The 16,534-nt window shown below is 51.3% G+C and carries 16 protein-coding genes; 15 read left to right on the top strand and 1 reads right to left on the bottom strand.

What is annotated here, in order from left to right; all coding sequences use genetic code 11:
* Positions 1 to 118 precede the first annotated feature (118 nt).
* The 8 genes from AB6B37_RS09230 (at position 119) to AB6B37_RS09195 (ending at position 10,087) form a co-directional block, all read left to right on the top strand.
* Positions 119 to 856 carry a hypothetical protein gene (locus AB6B37_RS09230; protein WP_371395483.1) on the top strand — a complete coding sequence of 246 codons (738 nt, stop codon included), beginning with the start codon at positions 119 to 121 and terminating at the stop codon, positions 854 to 856.
* Positions 853 to 1,629, top strand: a complete 777-nt coding sequence (locus AB6B37_RS09225) for a hypothetical protein (RefSeq protein ID WP_371395482.1) — start codon at positions 853 to 855, stop codon at positions 1,627 to 1,629. The genes AB6B37_RS09230 and AB6B37_RS09225 overlap by 4 nt, the downstream gene beginning before the upstream one ends.
* A 139-nt stretch (positions 1,630 to 1,768) precedes the next feature.
* On the top strand, positions 1,769 to 4,612 hold the full coding sequence (gene gyrA, locus AB6B37_RS09220) for a DNA gyrase subunit A (protein WP_371395481.1): 2,844 nt from the start codon (positions 1,769 to 1,771) through the stop codon (positions 4,610 to 4,612).
* A gap of 109 nt (positions 4,613 to 4,721) precedes the next feature.
* Entirely contained in the window at positions 4,722 to 6,989 is a 2,268-nt protein-coding gene (locus AB6B37_RS09215) for a beta strand repeat-containing protein (protein WP_371395480.1), read from the top strand.
* 99 nt (positions 6,990 to 7,088) lie between these two features.
* Complete coding sequence (coaD, locus tag AB6B37_RS09210) at positions 7,089 to 7,595, top strand: pantetheine-phosphate adenylyltransferase (RefSeq protein ID WP_371395479.1); 507 nt, start codon at positions 7,089 to 7,091, stop codon at positions 7,593 to 7,595.
* Positions 7,592 to 8,518, top strand: coding sequence for a peptidylprolyl isomerase (locus tag AB6B37_RS09205; RefSeq protein WP_371395478.1), 927 nt, complete (start codon positions 7,592 to 7,594; stop codon positions 8,516 to 8,518). The genes coaD and AB6B37_RS09205 overlap by 4 nt, the downstream gene beginning before the upstream one ends.
* 36 nt (positions 8,519 to 8,554) lie before the next feature.
* The gene (locus tag AB6B37_RS09200) at positions 8,555 to 9,013 is read left to right on the top strand and encodes a peptidylprolyl isomerase (protein ID WP_371395477.1); all 459 of its coding nucleotides are present in this window, start codon (positions 8,555 to 8,557) and stop codon (positions 9,011 to 9,013) included.
* 9 nt (positions 9,014 to 9,022) lie between these two features.
* Positions 9,023 to 10,087, top strand: a complete 1,065-nt coding sequence (locus tag AB6B37_RS09195) for a hypothetical protein (RefSeq protein WP_371395476.1) — start codon at positions 9,023 to 9,025, stop codon at positions 10,085 to 10,087.
* Between the two features lie 57 nt (positions 10,088 to 10,144).
* Here the strand turns inward: AB6B37_RS09195 and uvrB are convergent, their stop codons facing one another.
* The gene (gene uvrB / locus AB6B37_RS09190; protein WP_371395475.1) at positions 10,145 to 12,289 is read right to left on the bottom strand and encodes an excinuclease ABC subunit UvrB; all 2,145 of its coding nucleotides are present in this window, start codon (positions 12,287 to 12,289) and stop codon (positions 10,145 to 10,147) included.
* Between the two features lie 170 nt (positions 12,290 to 12,459).
* Between uvrB and AB6B37_RS09185 the strand changes: the two genes are divergently transcribed.
* The 7 genes from AB6B37_RS09185 to AB6B37_RS09155 all read left to right on the top strand — a co-directional run bounded on the left by AB6B37_RS09185 (position 12,460) and on the right by AB6B37_RS09155 (position 16,476).
* Positions 12,460 to 12,924, top strand: a complete 465-nt coding sequence (locus tag AB6B37_RS09185; protein WP_371395474.1) for a hypothetical protein — start codon at positions 12,460 to 12,462, stop codon at positions 12,922 to 12,924.
* A gap of 124 nt (positions 12,925 to 13,048) precedes the next feature.
* Entirely contained in the window at positions 13,049 to 13,969 is a 921-nt protein-coding gene (locus AB6B37_RS09180; protein WP_371395473.1) for a hypothetical protein, read from the top strand.
* Positions 13,970 to 14,045: 76 nt separating this feature from the next.
* A complete protein-coding gene (locus AB6B37_RS09175; RefSeq protein ID WP_371395472.1) occupies positions 14,046 to 14,720 on the top strand; it encodes an RNA polymerase sigma factor in 675 nt (224 codons plus the stop codon).
* Between the two features lie 7 nt (positions 14,721 to 14,727).
* Positions 14,728 to 15,405: a cupin domain-containing protein gene (locus tag AB6B37_RS09170; RefSeq protein ID WP_371395471.1), complete on the top strand. Its 678-nt coding sequence runs from the start codon at positions 14,728 to 14,730 to the stop codon at positions 15,403 to 15,405.
* 33 nt (positions 15,406 to 15,438) lie between these two features.
* The gene (locus tag AB6B37_RS09165) at positions 15,439 to 15,606 is read left to right on the top strand and encodes a hypothetical protein (protein ID WP_371395470.1); all 168 of its coding nucleotides are present in this window, start codon (positions 15,439 to 15,441) and stop codon (positions 15,604 to 15,606) included.
* A gap of 89 nt (positions 15,607 to 15,695) precedes the next feature.
* Entirely contained in the window at positions 15,696 to 15,920 is a 225-nt protein-coding gene (locus tag AB6B37_RS09160; RefSeq protein ID WP_371395469.1) for a helix-turn-helix transcriptional regulator, read from the top strand.
* Positions 15,921 to 15,939: 19 nt separating this feature from the next.
* A complete protein-coding gene (locus tag AB6B37_RS09155; RefSeq protein WP_371395468.1) occupies positions 15,940 to 16,476 on the top strand; it encodes a hypothetical protein in 537 nt (178 codons plus the stop codon).
* Positions 16,477 to 16,534: the final 58 nt, after the last annotated feature.

Below are 16,534 nucleotides of genomic sequence, written 5' to 3'. Positions count from 1 at the left end.
CGTTTGCTGCAATCTATACCACATATACGCAGACTGATGGTATAGTGTTCTCACAATTTCCTAAAACCCTATAACTGGCCGTAAACGCTTTATTTATTCGCCCGATTTATGAGGCAATATGGATGGGTATTTTGGGATGATTGGCGCGAATGCGAAGCGCGCTATGGCGACGGGTCTTGTCGCAGCATCGGCTATCATGGCTTTTCCGACACTTTCTTATGCTGAAACGCCGGGTAAAGACGGGGCAATGGTGGTTTCTAGTTCGAACACGGTGCTCAATGAATATGCAATCCTCTCTGGCTCTGCGCCTGCCGGGTCGTCCTCTGTTAATGTGACCAATCGGCCGGGTGACCTGCCATCGCTGACAGCAGGGGATTTGGTTTTGATTTACCAAGCCAATGGCGCAACGATCAGCGGCGCAAATAACGCCAGCTACGGCACCATTACCAATATCAGCAATGCTGGGCGTTATGAATTTCAAACTGTGGCCAGCATCTCTGGCAATACTATCAATTTCGAGACTTATTTGGGTACATGTGCTGGCCTGACCTATAGCTATGGGGGCGGTGACATTCAGGTTATTCGTGAGCCGCAATACACCACGCTGACGATTAATAGCGGGGCTAATGTGCGTGCGCCTGCGTGGGACGGCAGTTTAGGCAGTGTTGTGGCGCTACATGTGCGCGACGGCTTCACACTGTCGGGTGATATTAATGTTAGCGCGCGCGGCTTTCGCGGCGGCGAAGTTGATAATCAAACCAACGGTCCAAGTTTTTACAGGTACAGCGACCTATGTCAGCACCAACGCAGCCGACGGGGCAGAAAAAGGCGAAAGCATAGCTGGGTTTCAAAATGATTATCCCGGCGGACGGTATCAACGCGGCGCACCCGCCAATGGCGGCGGCGGCGGAAACGCTCAAAATGCGGGCGGCGGCGGCGGGGCCAACGGTTCTGACGGACGGGCGCGGTGGACGTCAACTGATTACAAACAATGAAAACGAAGGCCCTGGCGGCGGCGGCGGCGGGGTTATTGCGGTCGAGAACGGATTTCCGACCACCCGGGTTAACGGGGGCGTTAATGGCACAACTACGGCCACATCTATGACTGAGTTTATTCCAAACGGCGCGACAGAGGGCGCAGAGGGACAGCCTAATGAAAGCGCCCCGTCCGACGCGGCTCTGCCGTTTTGCCGTCTGCCAAACCCCAGCTTAGACGCTGTCAAAACGGTGACGATGTTTAGCAGCGCGAGCGGCACATATTCTTTGCCGGGTGAAGACGCGTCTTATACAATTGCGGTGACCAATAGCGGCGCGGGAACGGTCGATGCTGATACGATTGACCTCGTCGATAGACTGCCCGATGACGTGACTTTTTATAACGGCGAATATGACCCAAGCAGCGCGCCGGTAACAGGCCCTATTGCCTTTATTGACGGGGGTAGCGGGCTATCATGTTGCACGGGTGCGGGCGAAGTTGAGTATTCAGATACGACTGTTGGGCCACCTGTTTACGGGTATTCACCCGCAGCAGGTTATGACCCTGCCGTGCGTTACGTACGGGTCAGGCCAGGCGGCACGATGGCGGGATTGTCCAATTTTAGTATTCGGTTCCGCACGCGTATTAACTAAGCGAATTGGCCCGAAAACGGCCTAATTCGAGTTCGATTTAAACCCGCCGAAAATTTGCCTAAAGCCTATCAAAATGCTACTTATTATCCTTTAGAGCGGCGCGATTCGAGCCCGCCCGAGGGAATAGGGAAACCACGCTTTGAGCATTGATAACGATATCCCTGAAGACGACGAAAATCTGCCACCAAATGAGGGTGGTGATGGGCAGTCTGGTGACGGCTCTGATGGTGGGTCTGGTCCTCTGCCTGACGGTATTGAGGCGATCACGATCGAAGACGAGATGCGCCGCAGCTATCTCGATTATGCCATGTCTGTTATCGTTAGCCGCGCTATTCCCGATGTGCGTGACGGCCTAAAACCGGTTCACCGCCGTATCCTTTATTCTATGCATGAGAACGGCTTTACCCGTGAAAAAGCCTATAAGAAATCCGCCCGTGTTGTGGGTGACGTTATTGGTAAATATCACCCTCATGGTGATAGTGCCGTTTACGACGCGCTGGTGCGTATGGCGCAAGATTTCTCTATGCGTTTGCCGCTTTTGGATGGTCAGGGCAACTTTGGGTCTGTGGACGGCGATCCGCCTGCTGCGATGCGTTATACCGAAGTGCGCATGGACAAGCCCGCCGCGAGCTTGCTGGCTGACATTGAGAAAAATACGGTCAACTTCCAAGACAATTACGATAGCTCTGAAAGCGAACCTGTTGTCCTGCCGTCACGCTTTCCCAATATCCTTGTTAATGGGGCAGGGGGTATCGCCGTGGGTATGGCGACCAATATTCCGCCGCATAATCTGGGTGAAGTGATTGATTGCGCGCTGGCGTTGCTGGAAAACGGTAATCTGACCGATGACGAGATCCTAGAGATTGTCCCCGGGCCTGATTTCCCGACAGGCGCGCTGATTATGGGACGGTCTGGTTCTAAATCATCTGTGCTGACGGGTAAGGGCTCTATTATCATGCGGGCCCTGACAGAGGTCGAGGAAATCCGCAAAGACCGCTTTGCGATTATCGTGACTGAACTGCCCTATCAGGTCAACAAAGCCATGCTGATTGCTAAAATCGCGGGCCTTGTGAATGAAAAGCGTATTGAGGGTATTTCCGCCATTCGCGACGAAAGTGATCGCACGGGTATGCGCATCGTCGTTGAGCTTAAGCGTGACGCCGTCGCCGATGTTGTGCTGAACCAATTATTCCGCTTCTCCGCACTGCAAACCAACTTTAGCTCCAATATGCTGGCGCTTAATGGTGGCCGTCCAGAGCAGATGAATGTGCGTCAAATGCTAGAAGCGTTCCTCGCCTTTCGCGAAGACGTTATTGCGCGGCGCTCTAAATTTGATCTCGCGAAAGCGCGTGACCGCGCGCATATCCTAGTGGGTCTGGCGACCGCTGTGGCCAATATTGACGAGATTATCAAAATCATTCGCGGCTCTGCTAATCCCAAAGACGCGCGCAATAATTTAACCGCGCGGACATGGCCTGCCAAAGATATGGGCGCCCTGATTAAGCTGATCGCAGATCCGCGTTCCAAATTGCTGGATGACGGCACGATACAACTGACCGAAGAACAAGCCCGCGCGATTTTGGAACTGCGCCTGTTAAAACTCACCGCGCTTGGTATGGACGAAATTACCGAGGAAGCCGAAAAGCTGGCCGCACTGATTACTGATCTTTTGGATATTCTGCGCTCTCGGGAACGGGTGACAGCGATTATCCAAGATGAACTCACCGATGTGCGCGATAAGTTTGCCACGCCGCGCCGCTCTATCTTTACCGAAGGCGGTATGGATTTTGATGACGAAGACCTCATCGCGGTGGAGGACATGGTCGTCACAGTGACAGCGGCGGGCTACGTTAAACGCACGCCCCTTGATACCTACCGCGCGCAGCGACGCGGCGGTAAAGGCCGCTCTGGCATGTCGATGAAGGATGAAGATTACGTCACAACGGTCTTTGTCGCCACGACCCATACGCCCGTGCTGTTTTTTAGCTCCGACGGTATGGCTTATAAGCTTAAAGTCTGGAAGTTGCCGCTCGGCGGGCCTGCCACGCGCGGCAAAGCGCTGGTGAACCTGCTCCCGCTTTCACAAGGGGAGACGATTAATTCGATTATGGCCTTGCCAGAAGATGAAGAGAGCTGGGCGGATATGGATATTATGTTTGCGTCCCGCAGTGGTGGCGTGCGCCGTAACAGCTTGGCCGATTTCACCCGCGTCAATCGTAATGGTAAAATTGCCATGAAGCCTGATGAAGGCGACGGTATTGTCGATGTCCGTGTGTGTTCTGAGGATGATGATGTCCTACTGACCACAGCATTAGGTAAATCCATCCGCTTTAAAGTCACAGATGCGCGGCGCTTTAACTCGCGTGCCTCGACAGGTGTGCGTGGTATTCGCTTGGCTGACTTCGGCAAAGAGGGTGGCGACGAGGTTATCTCCATGACTATCTTGCGCCATGTGGACTTGACCCAGGATGAGCGTATGGCGTTCTTAAAACGCTCAGGCGCGGAACGTCGCGCGCTAGGCGATGATGTCGTGTCAGAAACACCTGATGAGGATACAGATACAATTCTGTCCGACGAGCGTTACGCTTATCTGTCTGCCAATGAGCAATTTGTGCTGACGATTGCTGATGATGGCCTTGGTAAGCGCACATCGTCATTCCGTTATTCCTGTAAAGGACGCGGTGGCAAAGGTATGGTCGCGCAAATCCTTGACCGCGGTAAGAAGGCTCCGCCCGCCAAACTCGTGCGCAGCTTTACCGTTGAGGACGATGATCAAATTATGCTCGTCACCGATGGTGGTCAGCTTATCCGTACGCCTGTGCGCAATATCTCTATCAGTCAGCGTTCGGCCAAAGGTGTCTGGGTGCTACGGACGAAAGAAGACGAAAAAGTCGTCTCTATTGGCCGTATCGAAGATGCGGGCGATGATGACGAAGAAGAGGGCGGCGAAGAGGCCACCCCAACAGAACCCACTTCGGAATAATCTTGATTTAATTCCAAAATTATAACCTCGCGTGATGACCGTCACGCGGGGTTTTTTCAAACCGTGATTTACCTGTCTTGTAACACACTTACAGGATTGGGCGTAAATCATGACATTTTCTAAATCATTTCTTCTTTCACTCTCCAGCGTGAGCTTCTTAGCGATCAGCGCGGGGCAAGCCTTCGCACAGGACAATGATGTCGCGGCCTATGACGGCACGCTAGAGCCGAGTTGCACGACGGGGTCTATTCAACAATTTGACGGGGACGGTCGCAACGGCAATGTCGTGGGCGGTAGCCAGCTTTGTATCGGGACAAATTCGGATAGCAATGTTATCAACGGCCTACAGAACACACTCGGTGCGGGCGGGTTTCGCAATTATGTCAATGGCGTCGGCAACGTCATGGGCAATAATACGCGCAACAGCATTATTACCGGCATAGGCAATACAATCGGGGTAAACACCGACAGTAATCTACTTGTTGGGCAAGCCAGTACAATTGGTGACTTTACATCCAACAGCCTGATTAGTGGGCAGTCAATTTCCTTAGGTTTTGGTAACTTTGGAATGTTGGTCGGCGGGTCTGGCCACCAGATTGGCGATAGTAATGGCGGCAGCGTTATTTCAGGCGCGAGTCATATTTTTGGCTTTGGTAATGGTCGTAATGCAGTGTCTGGTACGGGCAATCAATTTGGCGCGAGCAATCGTAACAATGCGGTTTCTGGTGAAAATAACGTCTTCTTTGATAACGCTCGATATAATCTTGTGTCAGGTGAGAGCAATACAATCGGCAATAATGTCGAACATAGCGCAATCATCGGCACGGGCCATGTCATTGGGGACGATTTGAGCAGTTCATTTGTGTCTGGTGCTAGAAACATAATTGGGATCACTTTGGTCGATTCGACTGTGATGGGTGATGACAACACAGTGGGTGATTTCGTCCTGAATTCTGCTGTCATCGGCAATAATAATACTCTGGGCGGTGGTGTCATCAATGACGAACAAACTGGTGTTTTTGTTATGGGCGGCGAAAACTCTGTTGATGGCAGCTTGTCTACGGTCACGGGATTTTTCAATAGTATTAACGGCCAAACATCCGGCAATAATCATATTGTCGGCACAGCACAGAATATCACAGGTCTTGGTAATTTTGCTGCTGGCGGCTTTTTTGGCCAAGCTTCTGCTATTACAGGAGATTTCAATATCTCTATGGGGGCGAGTAACGTGGTGACCGCGACCAATTCAGTTGCGATTGGCGGGTCCAACACAGTCTTGGCCGATAACGGCGTCGCGATTGGGTTTGGATCTGTCGCAACGCTGGATGTGGGGGCCGCACAGGCAGCCTATAACGGGATTATAATTGGCGGCATAACCCTAACCGAAGGCGTCGATGCAACAGGCGGTGAGATGGGAATCGGTAACCGCCTGCTGACCGGGGTTGCAGACGGCGGGATATTTGCAGGGTCTGATAATGCCGTAAACGGGCACCAGATGTTCCAACTTGCCACCCAAGTGCAAACGCTGACGTCGATGGGGGGTGGTAATACGGCGCTCATTAATAGTAATCTGGCCGCGATTGGCGCGTTGCAAACGCTTGTCGGGGCACAAGGTAATACGATCAGCAATAACGCGACCTTGATCGGGAATAACACCACCGCGATTGGCGGCAATACGACAGCCATTGGTGCCAATACAACGGCGATTGGTGGTAATACCACCGCGATTGGCACCAATACGGCCGCCATTACAGGTAACACCGCTGCGATTACGACCAACACAGGCGCTATTGCAACGAACACGGGTGCCATAGCCGGGAACACAGCCGCAATTGCCACCAATACAGCCGCCATAGCGACTAACACGTCTGATATTGCGACAAATACGGACGCTATTGCGACGAATACCGATGCGATTGCTTCTATCACAACTGATATTACAGATGTCACTGACCGCGTGGCGGCGAATGAGGATAATATTGCGGCCGAGCAGCAACGTAATAGCGCACAAGACAATGCTATAGCGATGAACAGTTCTCGCGGCCTCGCCAATGCGGGCGCCATCTTATCCAACACCAATGCAATTTCGGAAAACCGGGGTTTGATTGACCGGAACTTTGGACTAATCGCGGATAACCAAGAGGCGATTACGGATCTTGAAGGCGGCTTAGCCTCTGTCGCGGCGCTACCTGATATGTATCTGTCGCCCAATGCCAAATGGTCAGCGGCTGGCGGTGTCGGTTTTTACGGTGATGAAGTCGGTGTCGGCGCGACGCTTGCCATACGTGGCAATGATAATTGGGCTTTCGGGGCGTCCATTGCCAAAGGCGGCGACGCTGTGTCTGGTAAATTACAGGCCCGTTTCGAGGGCTTTTAGAACGAATGGTTGTAGTGCCCCTCAACCGTCGTATGGCAGGGCTCACGCCCTGCCATTTTTTTTGCTAGAAATGCGCGGGCGCGCCGTTATAAGCAAAGCATGACAGACCATTCCCCTCAAAAACGGACCGCGCTTTATCCAGGCACATTTGACCCCATGACATTGGGGCATTTGGATATTATCAAACGGGCCAGCAATCTCTGTGACAAGCTGGTCGTTGCCGTTGCCATCAATCGGGGCAAGAACCCGCTTTTCGCCTTGGATGAACGTGTTGAGATGGTCGAAAACGCTGTCGCCCCGCTGCGCGAGCTTATCGAGGTCGAGGTGCTGCCGTTTGAAGGTCTACTGATACATTTTGTTGAAAGTGTCGGCGCAACCACTATTGTGCGCGGCTTAAGGGCTGTTTCGGATTTCGAATATGAATTCCAAATGGCCGGAATGAATGACCGTCTTAACCCGGATATTGAAACTGTGTTCCTAATGGCTGACCCGCAATACCAAACCATTGCGTCCCGCCTTGTGAAAGAAATCGCCCGCCTTGGCGGTGATGTCGGACAGTTTGTAACGCCCGAGGTTGAGCACCGCCTAAAGGATAAATACTCATGATGTCTCGTTTTCTTCTCTCGACCTGTGCCGCCTTGGCGTTTTCTGTTTCAGCCTGCGCAGCAGAGGCCCCGCAAGATAGTGCAACTGTGGCGCCGACCGCGTCTGTGACAACGACGGCTGATGTCTCTGCGCCTGATAGTGCGTGGCGGACTGTTGACCCTGAAAACCTAATGTTGATTGACACCGAATACGGGATGATTGGCGTCGAGCTTTTTCCTGAAATTGCTCCCAAACATGTTGAGCAGATTAAAACGCTGACGCGTCAAAACTTCTATGATTTCATCACCTTTCACCGCGTGATTGAAGGGTTCATGAACCAGACAGGTGATCCTAAGGGTGACGGTACGGGCGATAGCGATTTGCCGGATATTGAGGGTGAATTTACCTTCCGCCGCTCGCCGTCCATGCCAATTGAGCTGATTGGCGCGCAACCCGTTGACCCACGCAGCCCGTCCAAAGGCGAAGTCGGCGTAGGCTTTTACAAAGGTCTGCCTGTGGCGAGCCAACCCGCTAGCCAAGCGATTTTGACCAAAGACGGTAAAGTCGATGCTTTTGCTATTCACTGCAAAGGTGTGACATCCATGGCGCGCTCGCAAAACCCTAATAGCGGTAACAGCCAGTTCTTCCTCATGCGTGATACGGCGTCTCATTTGGACACGCAATATTCCATCTGGGGCAATACTGTCATGGGCCGTAATCTGCTGACGAAGATTAAAGTCGGCAATGCGGGCGAGGGCGGCTTCGTGCCTGACGCGATGAAAACTGTCCGTATTGCGGCTGACCTGCCCGAAGGTGAGCGCCCGACTGTACAAGTCATGAAAGTCGATAGCGCAGCTTTTGATCAATTCATGGCGACGCAGAAAAAAGCTGACGGGAAATATCCTGAAATTTGCGACATCGCTGTGCCTACCCGCACACTCTAAATACACTCTCATTTTTAAATCAAAAAGGAGCCATTCATGGCTGATACACTGACTTTGACCATTGATACCAATAGCGGCGAGCCTGCGGATGTTGTTATCAAACTTCGCCCAGATCTTGCGCCGTCCCATGTCAAACAAATCTCTCGTCTTGTCGGCGAAGGATTTTATGACGGACTAACATTTCACCGCGTAATCGACGGCTTTATGGCCCAAGGTGGCTGTCCTGACGGGACAGGCATGGGTGGTGCTGATACAAAAATCCCGGCTGAGTTCTCAAGCGAGCCGCATGTGCGCGGTGTGTGTTCTATGGCGCGTAGCCAGAACCCAAATTCCGCAAGCAGCCAGTTTTTCATCTGCCTTGATGACGCGACATTCCTGGATAAGCAATATACAGTGTGGGGCGTGGTCGAGAGCGGTATGGACACGGTAGACGCCATCCCAAAAGGCGAGCCACCCCGTTACCCCGGTAAAATCGTCAAAGCAACGATCAGCTAATAACAGGCCATGAGCCGCCTTATCCTCCATATTGGACCAGGGAAATGCGGCTCGACCTCTATTCAAAATCTGTTCGCTCAGCACAATGCGTCCCAAGGTGGACCTTGTGTAGAGCGGACTTTTTTTTGCCATCTTGCGCCGTCTGATTTCACGGATTTGGAAACGGGTGAGGCGGGTAGTGCCCAGGCGGATAATGCGAGAATAAAACGGCTGGATATATTGCTTAATACTGCCAAAGCAGGCGGTGATGTCGCGATACTGTCGCACGAATTTCTGTTTCAAACCCCGCGCGCCATGGGGATTATCACGGAACGGGCAAGACGCATTTTTGAAGATATACGCATCATCGGTTATGTCCGTCCGCAATCGGCGCTACTACGGTCCAGCTATAGTCAATGGCTGTTCCGCGCGCCCGATAGGGTGTTTGAATTAGAGGCCGTGTTGCAAAGCCACGGCCTCAACCCTGATTTATTCACAGGGTTGGAACGTCAATATATCGCCTCGATTTTAGACGGTTATCACAGCGCGCGGCAACTCTCTGGATATAATCTTCTTGACCTCTGGGGTGGTTATCAGGCCATTGAAAAATCATGCAACATCAAACCTCTTGTCGGTGGATTGCCAGGAAAAGACGGATCACTCTGGCAGGATTTTTGCGAAAAAGCAGGGCTGACCCTAAAGCCTGATTTGATTGAAATCCGCGCCAATACGCGCTTTCATCCTCATCTTGTTGACGCGGCGACAGAGGCCATTCGCGCAGGTCATATCGTCATGGGCCCACATGAGGGCAATGATATTTTGACCGAATTGTCACAGCGGATGGGGACTGTGGTTAGTTTCAACGCTGACTTCCTAGCGGCTCTTGCAAAGGTCATTGACGCCAATTTCGCAGCCGATAATCACATGATGTGTGAGCATTATGATATTGATTATGTTGATGTTTTTGAAAATATTTCTCTATCTGAAGCGCCAATTCAAGACAGTGTTGAGGTAGAGGAATCACGTCGCGCTGAGAACCCTGACGAATTAATTAATTACTATTGTAATCTTAGCAACGTCTTAGGCTTGCGCTGATGTCGAACTTATTGCATGGATACCCGACACAGGGTCGGGCGATATGCAATCAAAACACTAAGCATCCGTCAGCTGCTTAATTTCATCCCTAATCCTTGCGGCTTCTTCAAACTCTAAGTTTTCGGCCGCGACAAACATTTGTTTTTCAAGATCCGCCAGAACAGCGGTGAGGTTCGCGCCTGCAAAGCCTTCTTGGCCGGGTTCTGCGGCTTCGCGGATTTTACCCATCTCTCGCAGGGCTTGCTTGGTCAATTGCCCAGATTTCGTGTAGCGCTTGGCATTGGCTTTCACTTCTTCGCCCGCCTCGCTATCACCGACAACATCGATAACACCGCGCAACACAGTAGTCGGCGTGATGCCGTGTTTTTCATTATGTGCGATTTGACGTTCACGGCGGCGTTCGGTCTCGCTCATCGCGCGTTCCATAGAGCCAGTGATTTTATCAGCGTAAAGCACAACGCGCGCCTCGGAATTGCGCGCGGCGCGGCCAATGGTTTGGATAAGCGATGTTTCAGAACGTAAGAAGCCTTCCTTATCCGCGTCTAATATCCCGACAAAGGCACATTCAGGGATGTCGAGCCCCTCGCGCAACAAGTTAATCCCGATAAGCACATCAAACACACCCAGGCGCAAATCGCGGATGATATCTATGCGCTCCAATGTGTCGATATCGCTATGCATATAGCGAACGCGAATGCCTTGGTCGTGCATGTAGTCGGTCAAATCTTCGGCCATTTTTTTGGTCAAAGTGGTAATCAGCGAGCGGAAGCCTTTGGCGGCCACGCGCTGCACTTCATCAATGACGTCATCAACTTGTGACGCGCCGTCTTTGGCCACGGGACGAATTTCAACGGGCGGGTCAATCAGGCCCGTAGGGCGAATGACTTGTTCGACAAACACACCGCCCGTACGTTCCATTTCCCAATCGCCCGGAGTGGCCGATACATGCACGGTTTGCGGGCGCATAGCGTCCCATTCTTCAAATTTCAGCGGGCGGTTATCGATACAACTTGGCAGACGGAAACCATGCTCTGCCAATGTGCCTTTGCGGTTGGCATCGCCCCGGCTCATGCCGCCAATTTGCGGCACAGAGACATGGCTTTCATCGGTAAAGAGAAGGGCATTTTCGGGCAGATATTCAAACATGGTGGGCGGCGGCTCGCCGGGTGCGCGGCCGGTGAGGTAACGCGAATAGTTCTCGATACCCGTGCAGAACCCTTGGGCGGCCAGCATTTCCAAATCAAATTCTGTGCGTTGTTGCAGGCGTTGCGCTTCCAGTAATTTGCCTTCCGCCTCAAATTGGGCCAATCGTGTTGCAAGCTCGGCTTTGATGCCTTTCATCGCGGCCTGCACAGTCGGGCGCGGGGTGACGTAGTGGCTATTGGCATAGATGCGGACGCGGTCTAGCTTGCGCCCTGTCTTCCCCGTCAACGGGTCAAATTCGACGATGCTGTCAATGTCATCGCCAAAGAAATCAATGCGCCACGCCATATCGTCATAGTGGGCAGGGAACAGTTCTATCGTGTCGCCGCGCACGCGAAATGTCCCGCGTTGAAACGCCAAATCATTACGCGCATATTGCAGAGCCACGAGCTGCGCCATAAATTCACGCGGGTCGAGCGATTGTTCCACGGCGACATCAATGGTCATTTCTGTATAGGTTTCAACCGATCCAATACCGTAAATACAGGAGACTGACGCAACGATAATCACGTCATCACGTTCCAAAATAGCCCGTGTCGCGGCGTGGCGCATACGGTCAATTTGTTCATTCACGCTACTATCTTTTTCAATAAAGGTGTCCGTGCGCGGGACATAAGCTTCGGGTTGATAGTAATCGTAATAGGATACGAAATATTCCACGGCATTATTGGGAAAGAAGTTTTTAAATTCCCCGTAAAGCTGCGCGGCGAGCGTCTTATTTGGCGCTAAGATCAGGGCAGGGCGCTGGGTCTGCTCTATAATCTTTGCCATTGTGAAGGTTTTGCCAGACCCCGTAACCCCCAGCAGGACTTGGTCGCGTTCATAGTCAGACAGACCGTCGCAGAGTGCTTTAATCGCTTTGGGCTGGTCGCCTTTGGGTTCAAATTCTGACACAAGCTGAAATGTCTTACCGCCTTCCGATTTTTCAGGACGGTCGGGGCGATGTGGCACCCATATTGCAGGGTGTTTCGGCGTATTTGTATTCGCAGCAGTTGGCATAGGGTCAAGGTAAGCGGCAGTCTTTAAAATACAAGTGCGTTTGGGCGTTTGGGGCCTGTAGAATGGGCTGAATAACCAGCCTTTGATGTATTTCGGGCAAGTGTGACGTCCATCACGGAAGGTGCGCCGCCTTTCTGCCATAAAGTGATATAAAAGAGTGGGTGATGATTATGGCAGTACTAGGAACAATCGATATCAATATTACAGCTGACGGCTTTGTAGAGGCGACAGTGCATATGACGGATGAGAATTATAATCTTATCCCTAACGCCGTTGCGCGCGATATAAAGCTATCCTGGTGTGAAGTGTCCAAGCGGTCAAACAAAGGGCAGATAAAACACAATGTGCAACGCAAATTGCACCTTGGAACAATCGGCACTTGTGACTTTCCAGTTGATGCTGTGATGTTCTATTCTGCTAAAGTGCTGACGCGGCCAAAAACAGGGTTTTTTCGATTTAAACGATACCGCCGCCTTTTGGGAACAGCGGCTGTGGAGAATTCACTCCCTGCGACCCTCACAAATACGACCGATGCAACAGTTCTGCCTTTGCGTTCTGCGGCGTCTAAGGGCGCTAAACCGCAAACAATGCAGCCCATCAAGGTGTCTTCGCCTACACATTACGCCGCAGAGTAGCTCTGGCGATAAACGGCGACCCCGTTGGCGCCGCGCCGCCGTAAATTTAACGCGGTGTTAAGGCTGTCCATCAGCGCAGTGTTCATTGTTTTGCGTTATGTATTTCCATCGGACTGGGAAGATAATGACGCAAATGATAGAAAAAAGTGCGGGTAAACGCACCTTAGACATGTTGAAAGTGACGACCTCGTGCTCCCTAGTGGCGATCGGGGTTTTGATGCTTGGCGGGCAAGCCGCGCTAGCGTCTGTTGTTGACCGCCCGTTTTTTCGCGCCAATGCGCTTGTCATCGTTTTCGGCGCGGATGATTTTGAAGAAAACGGCGGCGAAGCGCCGATTGTTTATGATTTTTATCTGCTCGATAATCTAGCGTCTGGCACATTGGGTAATGATTTGATTGCCGCTGATGGCCGCACCATCAACTATAATACGGGACGTTATAACCCAATCCAAAGCGGTGACAGCTCTGGCTGGGAATTCCAAGTCAATGACGCGACCTTTGGCGGGGCTTTCACCAGTAGCGCACCCCACCAAACACTGGACGCTAACGATAGTTATTCAGCTTTTGGCCTTGATGATACAACTGACGTTGATCTTTTGGGTGGCGGTGGCCGGGCATCGCGTTTTTATGTAGCCTCCAATGTTGCGTTTGATCTTTACGGGGAAGCGAGTAATTTTGCCGCCACGGGTGACTTTGCGGGTATGGATTATTCCAATATTCGTTACCGCCTGCGTTACCAAGTCGCAGGGGGCGGCGGAGCAAATCGTTGGGGGCAACGCGCCCAAGACCCAGCCGTGGGCGGCAGCGGTGTTGTCATTGGTCAAAACAACAGTTTCACGCTAGACGATATTGCTGCTGGTCCGACAAAGGTGTTTGACGGTGGCCGCCGCACAGCGCGGGCGACGGGCTCTATAATGCAGCAGGCTATAGGGTTTCAGTCGCGTTATAACCTGATTGGGGCCTCCATTAATGGTAATAATTATGACTTCTCCCAAGGGGTGGGGTCTGTGTCTTCAGACATAACTTATACGATCTACACACCTTAATATTAGGCGATATCCAGTCTCTATTCCCGACTGTCACGTAGTGTATTTAACGACTTCGTGACAATGGGAGTTTTCAATGGCCTTTGCAGTAGAAACCCTTCATACTGATGATAGACCTCATTTTAGAGAGGACGGGATCAGTATGGAAGAGAGTGGAGTTATACGGCGCGGGGGATACGTCGTATCACAAAAAAGTTTAAGCGCAGCCAAGCGTGATGCAATCTGGCTGAGCGATATTGCAACAAAGCAAGACGCCAAAGCGTTGTCTGATTTATTTGAAGTTTACGGGCCTAAATTAAAGGGCTGGTTGATGGCGCGCGGTGTTGGGTCTGGCACGGCCGAGGATATTATTCAAGACGTCATGATCAAGGTCTGGACCCGGGCCGAATTGTTTGATCCGTCCAAGGCCAGCTTTGCGACATGGGTTTACCGCATGACGCGTAACCGTTGGATTGACCATAAACGTAAACATGGCCGCATGGATGTACGTGATCCTGAATTGATGAAAATTATTGCCGATGACGAAGTGCCGTCTGCCGAAGATCATTTTATCAATGATCAAGACGCTGAGATGCTGCATGCTCAAATTGCGCGGCTGAACCAAAATCAGCAAGATGCCATCCGCATGGCCTTTATCGAATTTAAAACGCATAAAGAAATTTCCGAGGAGACTGGCCTGCCGCTTGGCACGGTCAAGACCCGTATTCGAAGTGCGATCCAAACGCTACAAGCCAATATGAAAAAGACGTGAGGGGGATATGACCATGTCCGCCCTACGTTCGCCCTCTACAGCCGTTGACAGTCTTGATGATTTTGCAAATGGTCGCCTTAGCGTGGCCAAGCATCTAATGTTGGTGTGTCAATCCGAAATTTCGCCTGATATCGCCCAAGAGATTGCTTTTACAGAAGAGGTCTCAGCGTCTTTGATGATGGATAGCCCCCATTCGCGATCGCTAACCCCCGAATTTATCGGCAATGTTCTGGCCGCTTTGCCAGAGGTGAGAGCGGGCGTGATTAGTCGCAATGATAACCAAAATCCGCGACTATCCATGGCACCGCCAACCTTGCGTGATATTTTGGGCCATGGTCTGCGTGATATGAAATGGCGGTCTTTTATCCCAGGTGTTGCGACCCATGATATTGTCGGTGATCGTGCCTATGACGGTGACCGGCTATATTTGATGAAGGTAAAAGCGGGCATGAAAATGCCCGAACATGATCACAACGGCGAAGAATGGACATTGATTTTAAAGGGCGGTTACCGTGTCAACGGACAACGCTTTACGCGCGGTGATCTACATGTTGCTTATAATGACAACAGCCACGCACCAGAGATTGAGGCGGGCGAAGATTGTATTTGCCTTGTGATGACGCAGGGTAAGCTGAAAATGCAATCGGCGATTGGTCGACTATTGCAACCGCTCTTAGGTATATAGACGGGCAAGATGCGAATCAGTCGGAAGTCTTTCATGCGTTGGGCGGTCGTTATTGTTCTCGCAATGGCGGCCACGCTCGCTGCTGATATGTATTACGAGACACAGATCGTGCCAGAGGCTGCGATTGATAAATGCGGGCAGGGCAATGTCAGCGCTGTTTCTCTTAAAGGCCTATTTAAGGCCGACATCACCTGTAAATAAAATCTTCGATTTTTAATGTGTTGCTGTGGTTGTTGACATATCAATATTTGTTGTATATATACAACAATATGATTTATAATCGCATTAAAATGTTACGCACTGAAAAAGGCCTGTCTCGCAAAGAACTGGCGGATGCTGTGGGCGTAAACTTTCAAACCATCGGCTATTTGGAACGCGGGGATTACAATGCCTCGCTGGAGCTGGCGTTTAAATTGGCAGAATATTTCGACGTGCCAATTGATATGGCGTTTAGCCCGCGCCCGTTCAAAACACTCGCCGAAGAACTGGCTGCGGCCAAGCGCGCAGCAGAGTAAAATAAAGAAGGAGACGACAATGTTGAAATGGTATGCAGAGACATTCAAACTGACCGAAAAACAAATGACGACGCGGGCTTTGCGTGACATAAAAATATTGACGGTACTGAGTTTTCTAGCCGTGCCTATTTTTCTCGCGATGAGAACGGATGTGATACCGGTGGCGCTAACCATACCTGCCGTACTCGCGTTGATATTCACAATGGGGTGCTTCTTTTGTCTGTGTTTTACAAAATTTGTGAACCGTTTCTGGGCGCGTGATAAATATCTTGATGAATGGGAACGAGGACGCAAGCACCAATCTATGGCCTTCGCCTTTCAAGTCTTGCTCTATGGTTTTGGTACTATTTTAGTGGGTTTCATTATTGGTGACATGTTCGGTATGGTTCGCGACATAGAGATGCCTGTGATGGGGTTTGATGACTTTATATTGATATTAGCGTCAATCTTCATCGGTGGCTTGATGATCATGCACCTTTATTTGCTGGCAACGACAAAACCAATCGATGAGGGTGACACCTTCCCCGACACCCTTGCCCCTGATGAGATCGTATAGAACAGACAAAGCTAATTAAAACTAAGCTACGGGGCTTGAAATTTGGGCGCAATCCCCG

It is taken from the genome of Fretibacter rubidus, from assembly GCF_041429785.1.
Classification (GTDB): Bacteria; Pseudomonadota; Alphaproteobacteria; order Caulobacterales; family Maricaulaceae; genus Fretibacter; species Fretibacter rubidus.
Note: the sequence above shows the minus strand (reverse complement) of the source record. Positions and strands in the feature narration are given on the sequence as shown.